The sequence below is a fragment of the Mesorhizobium sp. M1004 genome (assembly GCF_040318795.1).
Classification (GTDB): domain Bacteria; phylum Pseudomonadota; class Alphaproteobacteria; order Rhizobiales; family Rhizobiaceae; genus Mesorhizobium.
The window spans coordinates 450788-464955 of the sequence record NZ_JAMYNB010000002.1 but is presented as its reverse complement, the minus strand read 5'-3'; the positions used below and the strand labels follow the sequence as shown (position 1 = coordinate 464955).

At 62.6% G+C, this 14168-nt stretch carries 14 protein-coding genes and 1 other RNA gene; 4 read left to right on the top strand and 11 right to left on the bottom strand.

The features are described 5' to 3' along the window. The 9 genes from nikC to ffs form a co-directional block, all read right to left on the bottom strand. Complete coding sequence (gene nikC / locus NKH54_RS06360; protein WP_023682024.1) at positions 1–921, bottom strand: nickel transporter permease; 921 nt, start codon at positions 919–921, stop codon at positions 1–3. Beyond that, on the bottom strand, positions 918–1985 hold the full coding sequence (locus tag NKH54_RS06355) for an ABC transporter permease (protein ID WP_023738172.1): 1068 nt from the start codon (positions 1983–1985) through the stop codon (positions 918–920). Before NKH54_RS06355 ends, nikC begins: the two co-directional genes overlap by 4 nt. Positions 1986–2004: 19 nt before the next feature. Beyond that, positions 2005–3648, bottom strand: coding sequence for an ABC transporter substrate-binding protein (locus NKH54_RS06350; protein ID WP_023725785.1), 1644 nt, complete (start codon positions 3646–3648; stop codon positions 2005–2007). 264 nt (positions 3649–3912) lie between these two features. Next, positions 3913–5190, bottom strand: coding sequence for a lytic murein transglycosylase (locus NKH54_RS06345; RefSeq protein WP_353027924.1), 1278 nt, complete (start codon positions 5188–5190; stop codon positions 3913–3915). Positions 5191–5365: 175 nt separating this feature from the next. Continuing rightward, positions 5366–5971 carry a recombination mediator RecR gene (gene recR, locus NKH54_RS06340; RefSeq protein WP_023688760.1) on the bottom strand — a complete coding sequence of 202 codons (606 nt, stop codon included), beginning with the start codon at positions 5969–5971 and terminating at the stop codon, positions 5366–5368. 97 nt (positions 5972–6068) lie between these two features. Continuing rightward, the gene (locus NKH54_RS06335) at positions 6069–7037 is read right to left on the bottom strand and encodes a cell wall hydrolase (protein WP_023688761.1); all 969 of its coding nucleotides are present in this window, start codon (positions 7035–7037) and stop codon (positions 6069–6071) included. Between the two features lie 218 nt (positions 7038–7255). Continuing rightward, positions 7256–7579 (bottom strand): YbaB/EbfC family nucleoid-associated protein, encoded by a 324-nt coding sequence (locus tag NKH54_RS06330; RefSeq protein ID WP_023669519.1) that lies wholly within the window; start codon positions 7577–7579, stop codon positions 7256–7258. 31 nt (positions 7580–7610) lie between these two features. Continuing rightward, positions 7611–9422, bottom strand: coding sequence for a DNA polymerase III subunit gamma/tau (locus NKH54_RS06325; RefSeq protein ID WP_023669518.1), 1812 nt, complete (start codon positions 9420–9422; stop codon positions 7611–7613). A gap of 204 nt (positions 9423–9626) precedes the next feature. Next, positions 9627–9723: signal recognition particle sRNA small type (gene ffs, locus NKH54_RS06320), an RNA gene on the bottom strand. Positions 9724–9880: 157 nt separating this feature from the next. Here ffs and NKH54_RS06315 point away from each other — a divergent pair. The 3 genes from NKH54_RS06315 to NKH54_RS06305 all read left to right on the top strand — a co-directional run bounded on the left by NKH54_RS06315 (position 9881) and on the right by NKH54_RS06305 (position 11658). Beyond that, positions 9881–10300: an HIT domain-containing protein gene (locus tag NKH54_RS06315; RefSeq protein ID WP_023669517.1), complete on the top strand. Its 420-nt coding sequence runs from the start codon at positions 9881–9883 to the stop codon at positions 10298–10300. Between the two features lie 35 nt (positions 10301–10335). Next, positions 10336–11277 (top strand): NAD(+) diphosphatase, encoded by a 942-nt coding sequence (gene nudC / locus NKH54_RS06310; RefSeq protein WP_023751922.1) that lies wholly within the window; start codon positions 10336–10338, stop codon positions 11275–11277. A 75-nt stretch (positions 11278–11352) separates the two neighbouring features. After that, positions 11353–11658, top strand: a complete 306-nt coding sequence (locus NKH54_RS06305) for a Dabb family protein (protein WP_023669515.1) — start codon at positions 11353–11355, stop codon at positions 11656–11658. A 7-nt stretch (positions 11659–11665) separates the two neighbouring features. On the opposite strand, the gene NKH54_RS06300 is transcribed toward NKH54_RS06305, so the two are convergent. Together NKH54_RS06300 and NKH54_RS06295 are read right to left on the bottom strand one after the other, a co-directional pair. After that, positions 11666–12529, bottom strand: a complete 864-nt coding sequence (locus NKH54_RS06300; RefSeq protein WP_023682034.1) for a prephenate dehydratase — start codon at positions 12527–12529, stop codon at positions 11666–11668. A 23-nt stretch (positions 12530–12552) separates the two neighbouring features. Further along, positions 12553–13278, bottom strand: a complete 726-nt coding sequence (locus NKH54_RS06295; protein ID WP_023669513.1) for a 3-deoxy-manno-octulosonate cytidylyltransferase — start codon at positions 13276–13278, stop codon at positions 12553–12555. A gap of 193 nt (positions 13279–13471) precedes the next feature. Here NKH54_RS06295 and NKH54_RS06290 point away from each other — a divergent pair, with 193 nt between their 5' ends. Next, positions 13472–14137 (top strand): c-type cytochrome, encoded by a 666-nt coding sequence (locus NKH54_RS06290; protein WP_023669512.1) that lies wholly within the window; start codon positions 13472–13474, stop codon positions 14135–14137. Positions 14138–14168 lie beyond the last annotated feature (31 nt).

Below are 14168 nucleotides of genomic sequence, written 5' to 3'. Positions count from 1 at the left end.
TCATTGGTCGCCACTCCGGGGATCGAGCGCATCGCGCAGGCCGTCGCCAAGCAGGTTAAAGCCGAGGCTGACGATGAGGATGGCGAAGCCCGGCGCGCCGGCCACCCACCATTGGTCGAGCACGAAGCGGCGGCCGGACGCGATCATCGTGCCCCATTCCGGCAGCGGCGGCTGGGCGCCCAGGCCGAGGAAGCCGAGGCCGGCGGCGGTGAGGATGATGCCGGCCATATCGAGCGTCACCCGGATGATGAGCGAAGAGATGCAGAGCGGCATGATGTGGCGCAGCACGATGCGGAACGGAGAGGCGCCCATCAATTGCACCGCCTTGATGTAATCCGAATTGCGCACGGTCATCGTCTCGGCCCGCGCAATTCGGGCGTAAGGCGGCCACGAGGTGATGGCGATGGCCAGCACCGCGTTTTCGATCCCGGGGCCAAGGGCGGCGACAAAGGCCAGTGCCAGGATCAGCTTGGGGAAGGCGAGGAAGATATCGGTAATGCGCATCAGAATGGCATCGGTCCAGCCGCCGGCATAGCCGGCGACGGTGCCGACCAAAAGGCCGATGGGGGCCGCTATGACAGCGACGAGAATGACGACATAGAGGGTCCAGCGTGAGCCAAAAAGAATGCGCGAATAGATATCGCGGCCGAGATCGTCGGTGCCGAACCAATGCGCCGCACTCGGCGCCAAAAGCCGGGCATTCTTGAGATCGCCGATAGTCGGCGAATAGGGCGCCAGCACATCGGCAAAGGCGGCGACCAGCAGCAGCGCGATGATGATGAGCAGGCCGAGAAACGCCAGCCGGTTGGCGGAAAAGCGCCGCCAAGCGACGTAGGCGCGGCCGAGCCGTGCCTGCATGCGCGAGGCCGGCCGATCGCTGAGCAGCCAATCGCGGCGCGTTTGGATTGCTTCGGCGCTCATCCTGTCTTCGTCCTCGGATCGAGCACCTTGTAGAGAACGTCGGACAGGAGATTGATGCCGATGAACACCGAACCGATGACGATGGTGCCGCCGAGCACGGCGTTCATGTCGGCGTTCTGCAGCGAATTGGTGATGTAGAGGCCGATGCCGGGCCAGGAGAACACCGTCTCGGTCAGCACCGAACCTTCGAGCAGCCCGGCATAGGACAGCGCGATCACCGTGACCATCGGCACCGCGGCGTTGCGCAGCGCATGGCCCCAGATGATTCGCGTTTCAGACAGGCCCTTGGCGCGCGCGGCGACGATGTATTCCTGCGACAGCTCGTTCAGCATGAAGGAGCGCGTCATTCGGCTGATATAGGCGAGCGAGAAATAGCCCAGCAGCCCTGCCGGCAGGATGATGTGGCGGTAAGCGTCGTAGAAGACATCCCACTGGCCCTGCAGCGCGGCGTCGAGCAGGTAGAAGCCGGTGATCGGTGTGAATGTGTACTCGTAGACGATGTCGAGGCGGCCGGGAAAAGCCACCCATTGGAGCTTGGCGTAGAACAGGACAAGCCCCAAAAGCCCGATCCAGAAGATAGGCACGGAATAGCCGATCAGGCCGACAATGCGAACGATCTGGTCGATGAGACTGCCGCGTTTTACCGCCGCCAGCACGCCGAGCGGCACGCCGAGCAACGAGCCTATCAGAGTGCCCAAAGTCGCCAGTTCGATCGTTGCCGGAAAGGCACGGCGGATGTCGGTCATCACCGGATTGGTGGTCAGCACCGAGGTGCCGAAATCACCGTTCAGCGCATGCTTGAGATAGATATAGAATTGCTCGATCAACGGAAGATCGAGCCCCATCTCGCGGCGGGTGCGCTCGACGACATTGGCCGGTGCGCGGTCGCCGAGCACCGCCAGCACCGGATCGATCGGGATGACGCGGCCGATGAAAAAGGTCACCGCGAGCAGGCCGAGATAGGTGGTGACCGCGATGACCAGGAAGCGGCCGATCGCCAACAAGATAGCGACGGCGCGGGCGCTTCCCTGCCCCGCCGTCGCCTGGTTTTCAATCGCGCTCATCAGGGCGCGTCCGCCGGCGCTATTCCTTGGAGACCGGGCCGACGAAGTTGGTGTCGAAGCTCGGACCGAGCGCAAAGCCTTTCAGGTTTTTGCGCAGGCCTGCCACTTCCAATTGCTGGTGGATGATGACGAAGGGGCTGGTGTCGAGGATCGTCTTTTCAAGGCTCTTGTACATATCGGCGCGCTTGCCGGCATCCTTCTCCAGCAAGGCTGCTTCGGTCTGCTTTGTCAGGTCCGGGATGTCCCAGGCATTGCGCCAGGCCAGCGTCTTGGTCTTGCCTTCATCCGAATTGTCCGGGTTTGAGGCAAAGGTCTGGGCGTTGGAGTTCGGATCGAAATAGTCCTGGCCCCACTGGCCGATATAGATGTCATGATTGCGGGCGCGATATTTGGTCAGCGTCTGCTTGCCGTCGCCGGGGATAATTTCCAGCTTGATGCCGGCCTGGCCAAGCGTCTGCTGGATCGATTCCGCCATGCCGGTGGTCGGCTGTCCCGTGCGTACATCCATGGTTACGCTGAAGCCGTCGGCCAGGCCGGCCTTGGTCAGCAGTTCCTTGGCCTTGGCGACGTCGAACTTGAACGGATTTTCGTCCAGTTCGCCCAGCACGCCCTTGGGCAGGAAGGTCTGGTGGATTTCGCCAATGCCCTTGAGGATGGTCGTGCTCAGCGCATCGTAGTCGACCAGATATTTGAACGCCTGGCGAACCTCGGGCTTGGCGAGGTTCGGATTCTTCTGGTTGAGACTGATGTAATAGACCGTGCCCTTCGGCGCGCTGGTCGTGGTGAGATCGGCATTCTTGGCGATGGCGTCGAGATCGTTCGGCTCGAGGTTGCGGGCAACGTCGATGTCGCCTGCTTCGAGCGCCAGGCGCTGCGCCGAGCTTTCCTTCATGTTGCGGTAGATGACGCGGGCGAGCTTGGCCTTCTCGCCATTGTAATTGTCGTTGCGCTCGAGCACGACGACCTCATTGGCCCGCCATTCGCGCAGCTTGTAGGCGCCGGAGCCGGCATAACCGGTCTTCAGGAAGGCGTTGCCGAAATCGTTGTCCCATTTGTAGTCGGCACTCGGCGTCACCGCGGCGACATGTTCCTTGACCAGCTTTGCGTCGACGACCGAAGCGACCGTTGCCGACAGGCAGTTTAACACGAAGCTCGGCGCATAGGCTTTGTCGACGGTGAATTGGAAGGTGGTATCGTCGACGGCCTTGGCCTTGTCGGCAACATTGTCGCCGCTGATGCCGAACTGGTTGATGATGAATGCCGGCGGCTTGTCCAGCTTGATGGCGCGCTCGAAGGAATAGGCGACATCGGCGGCGGTCAGTGGATTGCCCGAAGCGAACTTTAGGCCGGGCTTGAGCTTGAACGTATAGACCAGGCCGTCGTCGGAAACGGTCCAGCTCTCGGCAAGGTCGCCCTTGACCTTGGAGGTGTCGCTGAGGTCGAGGCGGACCAGCAGATCATAGGTGTTGCCGGTGACCTCTGCGGTCGACAGTTCGAACGCCTCGCCCGGATCCATGGAGATGATGTCGTCGATGGCAAAACCTTCGACCAGCGTGTCGGCGGGGGTCACGGCAAAGGCCGGCGCGACGCCAATGAGCAGAGCGGACATGGCAGCACCTGCGAGCCAGACGCGCGAACGTAGAGCAAACTTTTCCATCATCATGATGATTGTTCCCTGTTTTGTTGATTGTTGACCCCGAGTTCCCGGCTCAGGGCTGCAGTAATCTTTTTCGCGGCCGGAGGACGACCGTTAGACCCCATACCGTGTTGATTTTTTTCCAGTTGGTCAACACCCTATCCGGCAGCCCTCCAACCGGCAACGGGCATTTTCGCGAGCCGGCATACTGGACCGGAATATGCTGTGCGCGTCGAAGCATGGGCGACCCAATTGCAGCCGCCGATGGGGAAAAATCTGCTCTTTTCGGTGTTACTTGATGGCAGCAACCAGATCGGCGTCGGGGAAGCAGGTGGCGGGGCGGCCGTTCTTTTCCTGCCAGCTGCCGATCGAGCGGCGGGTCTTGAAGCCGGGCAGGCCGTCGGCGCTGCCGACATCGTAGCCCTTGGCCTCCAGCGCCCGTTGCAGCGCGGCGATGTCGGAACGATGCAGGCCGCCGACCGCACCCCAGATGCCGACGAAATCAGCATCGCCATGGGCGATGCGGTCAGCGCCATGGCCGATGAACAGGGCGTACAGGTCGCTGGTGTTGTACTGTTTCAGCACGTAGAAATTGGGCGTGGCGATGAAGGCCGGACCGCTGCGTCCGGCCGGCATCAAAAGGAACCCTTCCGCCTTCAGTTCGTTGGCCGGAAAGGCTTTGCCGCCGACGCGGATGATTCCCATCGCCGCCCAGGCTGAGATTTTCTTGCCCTGGTCGGGACCTTCGAGCGAGCAGGAAACGCTTTCCGGCACCGTCACCTCGAAACCCCAGCCACGCCCCTTCACCCAGCCATAGTGGACGAGATAGTTGGCGATCGAGGCCAGCACGTCCGGCGTCGAATTCCAGATGTCCGGGTGCCCATCACCGTCGTAGTCGACGGCGTGCTTCAGGAACGAGGTCGGCATGAATTGCGGCTGGCCGAGCGCGCCGGCCCAGGACGATTTCATGGCGCCGACCGGCGCCAACCCATGCTCGACGATCTCGAGCGCCGCCAGCACCTCGGTGCGGAAGAAGTCCTTCTTGGTCGACATGAATGCCTTGGTGCCGAGCACCTCGAAGGCGTCGTAGGGCATTTTCGCCGCGCCGAAGCCGGTCTCGCGGCCCCAGATCGCCAACAGTATCTCGCCCGGGACACCGTAGCGCTTTTCGATCGCAGCCAGCGTCCTGGCGTTGGCCGCCTCGCGCGTGCGCGCACCTGACGTGACGGCGCGCACCGTCTTTTCGGCGAAATAGGCGCCGGGCGAACCGAACTCGGCCTGATGCTGTTTTTGCGGGGTTTTGGGTTTCTCGCCGGGCAGGACGAGGTCGGGCAATTTGAGGTTCGGCTTCACGCCGTCGAAAGCGGCGTCGAAAGTGGATTTGGAGATGCCTTTGGTCTGGGCTTGCGGCCAGAGATCGGTTTGCAGCCAGGCGCGGAACTGGTCATCGATTTTGGCGGCGGAGGCGGGGGAGATGAGGAGGAGGGCGAGCAGGGCTGCAAGGAATGAAAATAGTAGCAGCCTTGGAGGCTTGCGTTCCCTCACACCCCCCTCTGTCCTGCCGGACATCTCCCCCTCAAGGGGGGAGATCAGCAGCTTCTCGGACGGCATTCTTCTTTCAACGCAGGTGGTAGGCGAAAACCGAAGCGACAGCCAATCTCCCCCCTTGAGGGGGAGATGTCCGGCAGGACAGAGGGGGGCCCGAAGGAATGCTGTCATCTCCGGAGCATCCCCGCCAATTGCGTCAAAACGCCGTCCGCGATCGCAACGCGGCTGCCAGCGTACCCTCATCCAGATAATCAAGCTCGCCGCCAACCGGCACGCCATGGGCAAGTCGTGTCACCTTGACCTCGAAGCCCGACAACTGGTCGGTGAGATAGTGCGCCGTCGTCTGGCCCTCGACGGTGGCATTGACGGCAAGGATCACCTCCTTCACCTCGCCGCCGGCAACGCGGTCGACCAGCGAGCGCACGTTGAGCTGTTCGGGACCGATGCCGTCGAGCGGCGACAGCGTGCCGCCGAGCACGTGGTAGCGCACATTCATGGCCGCCGCCCGCTCCAGCGCCCAGAGATCGGAGACATCCTCGACGACGATCAGCGTCGAGGCATCGCGGCGCGGATCGGTGCAGATCATGCAAGGGTCGGAGGTATCGACATTGCCGCAGGTCGTGCAGATGCGCACCTTGTCGGCGGCTTCAGCCATGGCGGCGGCGAGCGGCGACAAAAGCTGCTCCTTCTTCTTGATGAGGTGCAGTGCCGCACGTCTGGCCGAACGAGGCCCTAGCCCCGGCACCTTGGCCAGGAGCTGGATCAGGCGTTCGATCTCGGGACCGGCGATTCGCTTCGACATCGCACTGATCTAGGATTTTTCCGCGCGCTTTGAAACATGCCGCATACGCACCGAGCCCGCCATGCTGCCATGGCGGGCTCGGAAAATGTTCTGGGCGTCAGTAGGCTGAGAGCGGCCGGGTTTGATCGACGATCATTGCGCCGATAGCGTCGGTGTTCTCAGGCGTCGACTGGAAGCCCATCGACGCTTCCTGCGTCGCCGATGGAACCGAGGTGATGTAGCGGGCGTTCAGCGTGCCGCCGAAACGCGAGGCATCCGGCTCGGCCATCGGCTCCTGCATCGCCACCTCCGTCTGCTTGGCGGCGACGCGGGCGCTCTTGGCGGGCGCCGCGAAAGCCGTCACATAGGTCTGCTCGGCCGGGGCACGTGTCGCCTTGGCTGCGCGAACCGCCGCGGCCTGCTTGGCAGGATCTGGACGGACAATGGTCTTCACCACCGGCTCGGCGTAGGCAACCTGCACCGGCGCTTCAGGCACAGGCGCGCGCGGCGTCCCCGAGGCAACCATGGTCGTGGATTCATCCGGCAGCGGCTGCCAGTTGCGGCCGCGCTTCTCGTAGAAGGCGTTGCCGCCGGCAACCATGGTGTAATGCATGTTCTTGTAGGGGAACCTCAGGCCGGCGGTGTGGAAGTACATCGTGTTCTTCAGCTTGGCCTTGCGCTCGCCCTTCAGCACCGCATCGGCGGCCTCCTCGACATCGGGCATCGCTTTCGAATTCATCGCCCGCGTCATCACGCCGGGCGCGAACTGGCCCGGTTCGCCAACCACTTGGCAAATGGTGCTGCCATGATTGCCGGAGCGCAGCCGGTTCATCACCACCGTGCCGACGGCGATCATGCCGTCACGGCTCGAGCGGTTGGACTCGAAGAACATCGCCCGCTCCAGGCATTCCTTCTCCTTCGGCGTGTTGCGGTAGGCGCGCGTCGAAAGGAAGCTGGGCGTGATGGCGTCGGTCAGGCTGGCGACCGACAGGCCGTGCGAAGACGTGGTCTGGCTGCAACCGGCCAGGAACATAGGGGAGAAGATGATGCCGAGCAGAAGCGGCGTCTTCCATCGCGTCGCGATCAACAAAAATGCCTCATTGTCCAGATGCCAGCCCGCCACGAGATGTGGCAAGAATGAGACTCTTAAAGGCAAAAAGATGGCTAAAGGATTAGCTTTCGTGCAGCATAGGTAAAACTTTATAAATGCCCGGATATGTCCGCGTGAGCAAAGCCGGAGAAAGTCTTAACAACAGCCTCCGCAGCCGATTTCCCTTCATAATCAATTAACTGGTTGGAGCCGGCTCAGAACGGCAATTTCATTCCGGGCGGGATCGGCAAGCCTGCCGTCAGCGCCTTGGTCTTCTCCTGCATAATCTGCTCGACCTTATTTTTGGCGTCATTGTGAGCGGCCAGCAGCAGGTCTTCGAGAATCTCGACCTCGTCCTCCTTGAACAGCGACGGATCGATCTTCAGCGACTTCATTTCGAACTTGCCGGTCAGCGTGACATTGACCAGCCCGCCGCCCGCCTGCCCGCTTGCTTCAATCGTCGCGATCTCGTCCTGCATGGCCTGGAACTTGGCCTGCATTTCCTTCGCCTTGCCCATCAGGCCGAGAAGATCTTTCATGGTCGGGTCCTTTGCGGATTCGTGGCTATGGTCAGGTTTCGTCGTCGTCGGATGGCGGCTCGACCGGCGCTTCGGCCTTGTCGGTGTCGACTTCCGGCGCGTCGGGAATGCGCACGTCGATAATCTTGGCGCCGGGAAAGCGCGCCAGGATGGCGGCCACAGCCGGATCGCTTTTCGCGTCGGAGAAAGCAGTCTCGCGCCTGGTCGATTCCATCTCGGCCAGCGTTTGGCCGCCCTCTTCCTTCGACAATGACACCAGCCAGTTGCGGCCGGTCCAGGCGCGCAGCTTCGTCGTCAAGTCGTTGAGCAGCATCTTGGGCGCATCGGCGGTCAGGCCGACGTCGATACGGCCGGGCTCGATGCGCACCAGGCGAATACAGCTCTTGACCAGCACCTTGAAGGCGATGTCACGCTGCGCGTCGGCAAGAGCGACAATATCGGCCAGCGATTTCAGCGGCGGCGATTGCGGCTCGACGACCGGCTGCGGAGGCGCGACAAAGGCGACCGGGGGCGCGTCGACCAATCGCATGGTTTGCGCACCGGCTGGCCCGGACGGCATCCGGGTCTGCGCTACCGCGCTGGCGCCGCCGCCATTGCCGGCATTTACCGGCGCACCATTCGGGCGTGACACACCACCGGACGCCGGAGCGCCGCTCTCTAGAGATTTCAGCGCCTCGTCCAGCGTCGGCAGGTCGGCGGCATGCGCCAGGCGGATCAGCACCATCTCGCCGGCGCTGACCGGGCGGTTGGACGACTGCACCTCGGGAATGCCTTTCAAGAGCATCTGCCAGGTCCGCGACAGAACCTTGACCGACAGCGTGCTGGCGAAGTCGGCGCCGCGGCGGCGCTCATCCTCGGACAGGGAAGCGTCGTCGGCAGCCGTCGGCACGAAGCGCAGCCGGGTGACGAGGTGGTTGAATTCGGCCAGATCGGTCAGCACGGCAGCCGGATCGGCGCCGGTGTCGTACTGGTTGCGGAATTCGGCAAGGGCGGCCGCCACATCGCCCTTCATGACATGTTCGAACAGGTCGACGATGCGGGCGCGGTCGGCGAGACCCAGCATGGCGCGCACCGCTTCGGCGCTGACGGCGCCGCCGCCATGGGCGATCGCCTGGTCGAGGATGGAGAGCGAATCGCGGGCCGAGCCTTCGGCGGCGCGCGCGATCATCGCCAGCGCGTCGTCGTCGACCGATATGCCTTCCTTGCCGGCAATCGAGGAGAGGTGCGCGACCAGTGCGCCAGCATCGATGCGTCTCAGGTCGAAACGCTGGCAGCGCGACAGCACGGTGATCGGCACTTTGCGGATTTCGGTGGTGGCAAAGATGAATTTGACGTGCGGCGGCGGCTCTTCCAGCGTCTTCAACAGGCCGTTGAAGGCCTGGGTGGAGAGCATGTGCACTTCGTCGATGATGTAGACTTTGTAGCGCGCCGACACCGGGGCATAGCGCACGCGCTCGATAATGTCCCTGATGTCGTCGATGCCGGTATGCGACGCGGCGTCCATCTCGATGACGTCGACATGGCGGCCTTCCATGATCGCCTGGCAGTGCTCGCCCAGGAGGGCGAGGTCGACCGAGGGATGGTCGACCGTCGGCGTCTTGTAGTTGAGCGCCCGCGCCAGGATGCGCGCCGTCGTGGTCTTACCGACGCCGCGCACGCCGGTCAGCATCCAGGCCTGGGCGATGCGGCCTGTGGAGAAAGCGTTGGTCAAAGTGCGGACCATCGGCTCCTGGCCGATCAGTTCGGAGAAATTCGACGGACGATATTTGCGCGCCAGCACGCGATAGGCGACGGCCTTTTGCTTCTCCAGGTTTTCGGGGTCCGAATTTCCGGCTTCGCTCATTCGCCCGTAAAGCTCCAAAAGGCCGCGTCTCAGCGTAGCCGATTCCTGCTAGATCGTTTCACCGTTTTCTGAAACGGCAAACCGCTCTACCCTTTGCTTTAACGCAATTCCGGACGGGAAACCGCTCACACTTTCCCTGGAATTGCTCCAATAGTCTCGCCCGCGCTGCAATGCGTCGTCAATGTCGCGAGAGGGGCCGATGAGGTGGGAGGCTGGAACAATGACCCGTTCCGGGCTCGTTAGGGCTGCTTCCTTCCGGACCTGACCCGGTTGGCGAGTGGATCGTCCACCACCAACCTCCCGCGTTCCATATCGGCAATTCAGCGATCAAATGCAAGGGTGCATTGAGAATCGGATGCCCGTGAACTCCGCCGCTCAATGAATCGCTTGCAGCCCCCGTGCAGCCGCTCTAGCGTGATGAGTTTGGGAATAATGCGAGAAGCGCAAGGGAAACGCCAATGCTACCGGGCCTCAAGGCCGGATTCACGCTCGACTCCAGGCTGGAGGCGGATAGCGAGCAGCTGATGTGGCTCGGCCTGTGCGAGCTCAGGGTGATGAACGATAGCCGCTGGCCATGGCTAGTCCTGGTGCCGCAGCGGCCGGGGGCCGAAGAAATCCACGACATGACGCCGCTCGACCAGGCGATGTTGACCTTCGAAACCAACATGGTGGCGCAGGCGCTGAAAAGAACCACGAGCTGCACCAAGATCAACACCGGCGCGCTCGGCAACATCGTTCGGCAATTGCATGTCCACGTCATCGCCCGCTCGGAAGGCGATCCGGGCTGGCCGGGGCCGGTGTGGGGGCACGGCATGCGCGAGCCCTATGAGCGTTCAGGCATCCGCCAGTTTGCGCAACAGATCAAGGCGGCGCTATAAGCCGCCTGTGTCCATCCCTAGACGTTCGAGCTTCCATGACCCTTCGCCTTTTTGACGCGCCCTTGCGCGAACCGAGCCAGTTCGTCGGCTTCGCCGGAAACACGATTGATCGGCAATCCGAGAACCGCGCCGACGATTCCGTCGAAAGGGCGTTGGCCGATCCCTCGGCACGTCTTCTGCCGATGCATGGCGGACGGCTGTATCTGAAATTGCACGATGGCAGCTTCGACCCTTGGTTCGATCTGGCTGAGAGCCAGAAGCTGCAGCCATCACTCGCACAAGGCGTGCTGCTTGGCTTTGCCGAGAGCGGCCCGGTACTTGCCGTGCCGGTCGGCCTCGATCCCGAACAGCTGCCGGAGACCATGAAGGCGATCGATTATCGCTCGGTCTATATGCAGGGGCTGATCGACGAGGCGGCAGCGGGCGCGCTGGCGCAAGGCGCCGCCCTGCTTGCCTGGCATGCCACCCATCGCTTCTGCAGCAAATGCGGCCATGAATCGCAAATGCGGGCCGGCGGCTACAAGCGCCATTGCCCAAATTGCGGCACCGAGCACTTTCCACGCACCGATCCGGTGGCGATTATGCTGACGGCGACGCGGGAAAAATGCCTGCTCGGCCGCGGCCGGCATTTCGGGCCCGGCATGTACTCGGCGCTTGCCGGCTTCATCGAGCCGGGCGAGACGATCGAGGCGGCGGTGCGCCGCGAAACGCTGGAGGAAGCCGGCATCCGGCTCGGCCGCGTTGTCTACCATGCCAGCCAACCCTGGCCGTTCCCCTATTCGCTGATGATCGGCTGTTTCGGCGAACCGCTCAGTGACGACATCCAGGCCGATCTCAACGAGTTGGAAGATTGCCGCTGGTTTTTTCGCGACGAGGTGCGTTCCATGCTGGAGAGGACGCACAAGGACAATCTGGTCACGCCGCCGAAAGGCGCGATCGCGCATCATCTGATCCGCGCCTGGGTCGACAGCGAATAAGACTTGTTATTTTACGCAATTCCGGACGGAAAACCGCTTCACACTTTTCCTGGAATTGCTTAACGGGAGCAAAAAATGATCCGTCACACCGTGGTTTTCACCCTGAAGCACCCGCAGTACTCGCTGGAGGAAAAGCGGTTCCTCTCCGATGCCAAGCGCATTCTCAGCGCAATCAAGGGCGTCACCCATTTCGAGCCGCTGCGGCAAGTCAGCCCGAAGAACGACTATCACTTCGGCTTCTCGATGGAGTTCGTCGATCAGGCCGCCTACACCAGATATAACGAGCATCCCGACCACGTTGCCTTCGTGCGCGACCGCTGGATCCCGGAAGTCGAAACCTTCATGGAAATCGACTATGTGCCGCTGACCCTGCTGGTTTAGGGGAACCTTAGTCCGCGACCTTCCACTGCTCGCGCGACTCGCTGGCGGGATAGACACCCAGAATGCGCACTTCGCGCGAGAAGAAGCGCAGTTCGTCCAGCGCCAGCTTGACCAGTGGATCGTCGGGATGGCCCTCGATATCGGCGTAGAACAGCGTCGCGGTGAAGGCGCCCAACTGATAGCTCTCCAGCTTCGTCATGTTGACGCCGTTGGTGGCGAAACCGCCCATTGCCTTGTAGAGCGCAGCCGGCACGTTGCGGACACGGAACATGAAGGTCGTCATCATCTTGGTGTCGGCCGAGGGCCGTTCGGCCAATCGCTTGTCCTTGGTCAGCACGACAAAGCGGGTGACATTCGAATCCGTGTCCTCGACGTTCTTCTCGATGATGTCGAGGCCGTAGAGTTCTGCGGCTAGCGCCGGGGCGAGCGAGGCCATGGTGCGGTCCTTGAGCTCCGAGACCAGCTTCGCAGAGCCCGCCGTGTCGCCGGCGATCACCGGCTTCCAACCGTTCTTGCGGATGTATTTGCGGCACTGTCCCAGCGCATGGATATGGCTGTGCACGGTCTTGATCTCTTCGCGTTTGACGCCTGGCAGCACCATCAGCTGGAAGTGGATCGGCAGAAAATACTCGCCGACGATGTGGAGTTTCGATTCCGGCAAGAGATGATGAATGTCGGCGACGCGGCCGGCGATGGTGTTTTCGATCGGGATCATGGCGAGGTCGGCCTTGTTGGTCTCGACCGCGTTGAAGGCATCCTCGAAGGTGGGGCACGGCAACGGCTCCATCGAAGGGAACATGTTGCGGCTGGCGGTGTCGGAATTGGCGCCCGGTTCGCCTTGGAAGGCTATTCTGTTGGTCTTGTCAGGCATGCCGATATCTCAGGTTGAAGGTCTCAGGAAAGAATTTGTCGGGCGCGTTCGAGGTCTTCCGGCGTGTCGACGCCCAGCGGCAGCGATTGCACGATCTCGGCATCGATGCGCATACCGGCCTCCACCGCCCGCAACTGCTCCAGCCGCTCGCGCCGTTCGAGCGGCGAAGGTTTTAGCGCGACGAAGCGTTCGAGGGCTGAGCGCCGATAGGCGTAGAGGCCGACATGGTGATAGAGCGGCCCCTCGCCCCAGGGCGCGGTGGCGCGGGTGAAATAGAGCGCCTTCAGCCGCGTCGCCGACAACGGCGAACCGACGATCTTGACGACGTTGGGGTTGGCCTTTTCCTCGTCGCGGACGATCTCGACGCCGAGCGTGGCGATGTCGACCGCAGCGTCCTCGAACGGTTTCAGCGCCGCACCGATGATCTTGGGATCGATGGTCGGCAGGTCGCCCTGCACATTGACGATGGTTTCGACCTTGCGATCGGGGTCGAGGGCGGTCAGCGCCTCGAAGATACGGTCGGAACCGGATTCGTGGTCGGTGCGCGTCATCACCGCCTCGAAACCGTGCGCGCGCACCGCTTCGGCCACGTTGCGCGTGTCGGTTGCCACCACTACCCGGCCAAGCCCAGCCTCAGCGGCGCGGCGGGCGACATGGACGATCATCGGCGCGCCGGCTATGTCGGCCAGCGGCTTGCCCGGCAGGCGCGTCGAGGCCATGCGGGCCGGGATCAGGATGAGCGTGGACATCGAGGTTGCAAGGCGTTCGAAAGAGGATGGGGAAAGTGGCAAAAGGTCTCACTGGAAGCGCCCTTATAGGTGTTGCAACGCCCAAGCAAAAGACCTAGTTTCCGCCCGATTTGACCGGCTCGACGGGGTGGGTCACGATACCGACGGACGGAGTGGACGGAGAGGTCCGCCGGAAAAGGGAGCCCTGGGGCGTATGGATTCCAACGAAGTCAACAAACTGCTCGCCGGGTTGCTTGGAACCTGTTTCGTCGTCTTCTCGGTCGGTTTGGTGTCCGACGCCCTGTTTGCCTCGCCGGCGCCGGAAAAACCCGGCTTTGCCATCGAGGCGACGGAGCCTGCCGAAGGCGGCGCCGCCGGACCCGCAGCAGAGGCGAAGCCGATCGCCGACCTTTTGGCCACCGCCAATGTCGAGCAAGGTGCGGCCGTCTTTAAGAAATGCCAGGCCTGCCATTCCGGCGAAAAAGGCGGCCCCAACAAGGTCGGCCCGGATCTCTGGGACATCGTCGACCGCCCCGTCGCCGAGCATGAGGGCTTTGCCTATTCGGCCGGCATGAAGGAGTTTTCCAAGGGCGGCGCCGAGAAGTGGACCTATGACAATCTCAACCACTTCATCACCTCGCCGAAGAAATTCGTGAAGGGCACGGCGATGGGCTTTGCCGGCCTGCCGAAGGACGAGGACCGCGCCAACGTCATTGCCTATCTGCGCACGCTGTCGGATAGCCCGAAGCCGCTGCCGACGCCAGGTGCCGCCGCCGATGCAACGGCGCCGGCCAAGCCGGCCGAGGGTGCCGCTCCGGCCAAGCCGGCTGAAGGTGCAGCTCCAGCCCCTGCGACGCCGGCACCGGCGCCCGCCAAATAACCGAATTGTCATCTCCATGACCTCAAAAAAG